The sequence below is a fragment of the Paraburkholderia caffeinitolerans genome, assembly GCF_902859945.1.
Classification (GTDB): Bacteria; Pseudomonadota; Gammaproteobacteria; order Burkholderiales; family Burkholderiaceae; genus Paraburkholderia; species Paraburkholderia caffeinitolerans.
The window spans coordinates 1-623 of the sequence record NZ_CADIKL010000128.1 but is presented as its reverse complement, the minus strand read 5'-3'; the positions used below and the strand labels follow the sequence as shown (position 1 = coordinate 623).

1 protein-coding gene is annotated in these 623 nt (G+C 60.0%); it reads left to right on the top strand.

Going from position 1 to position 623, the window contains the following annotated elements:
* Positions 1–620 (top strand): IS6 family transposase (locus HV773_RS36580; RefSeq protein WP_175198565.1); only part of this gene is annotated, 620 nt, incomplete at its 5' end.
* Positions 621–623: the final 3 nt, after the last annotated feature.

The following is a 623-nucleotide window of genomic DNA, read 5'->3' as shown; positions in this document are numbered from 1 at the left end:
GTCTGCGCGATCTTGTCGAGATCATGGCCGAACGCGGCCTGTCGCTGGCCCACACGACGATCCTGCGTTGGGTGAAGCGCTACACGCCGGAGTTCGTCAAACGCTGGAACCGGTTGGCCACGACAGCCGGTCGGTCGTGGCGCATCGATGAGACCTACGTGAAGATTCGTGGTAAATGGGCCTATCTTTACCGTGCTGTTGACCGTGCGGGAAAGACGATCGACTTTCGCCTCAGCGTCAGGCGCGATGTGGCGGCAGCAAAGGCGTTCTTCGCGAAGGCGATCAGAACGCAGGGGCGTGCTCCCGAAACGATTACGCTGGACGGCTACGCGGCATCTCATCGGGCGGTCCGCGAGATGAAGGCCGGCGGGTTGCTATCCGGGCGAACGAAATTGCGATCCTCGAAGTACCTGAACAACCTGATCGAGCAGGATCACCGCCACATCAAATCGCGGGTGAACGTGATGCTTGGGTTCAAGCGGTTCCGGAACGCGGCCATTACCCTCTCCGGCATCGAACTGATGCATCGCATTCGCAAAGACCAGTTCGATCTCACCCGCGTGCACCTCAAAGATACCACTTCGCCGTCGGTCTGGATGGCGGTTCTTTCGGCTCGTTGAGGG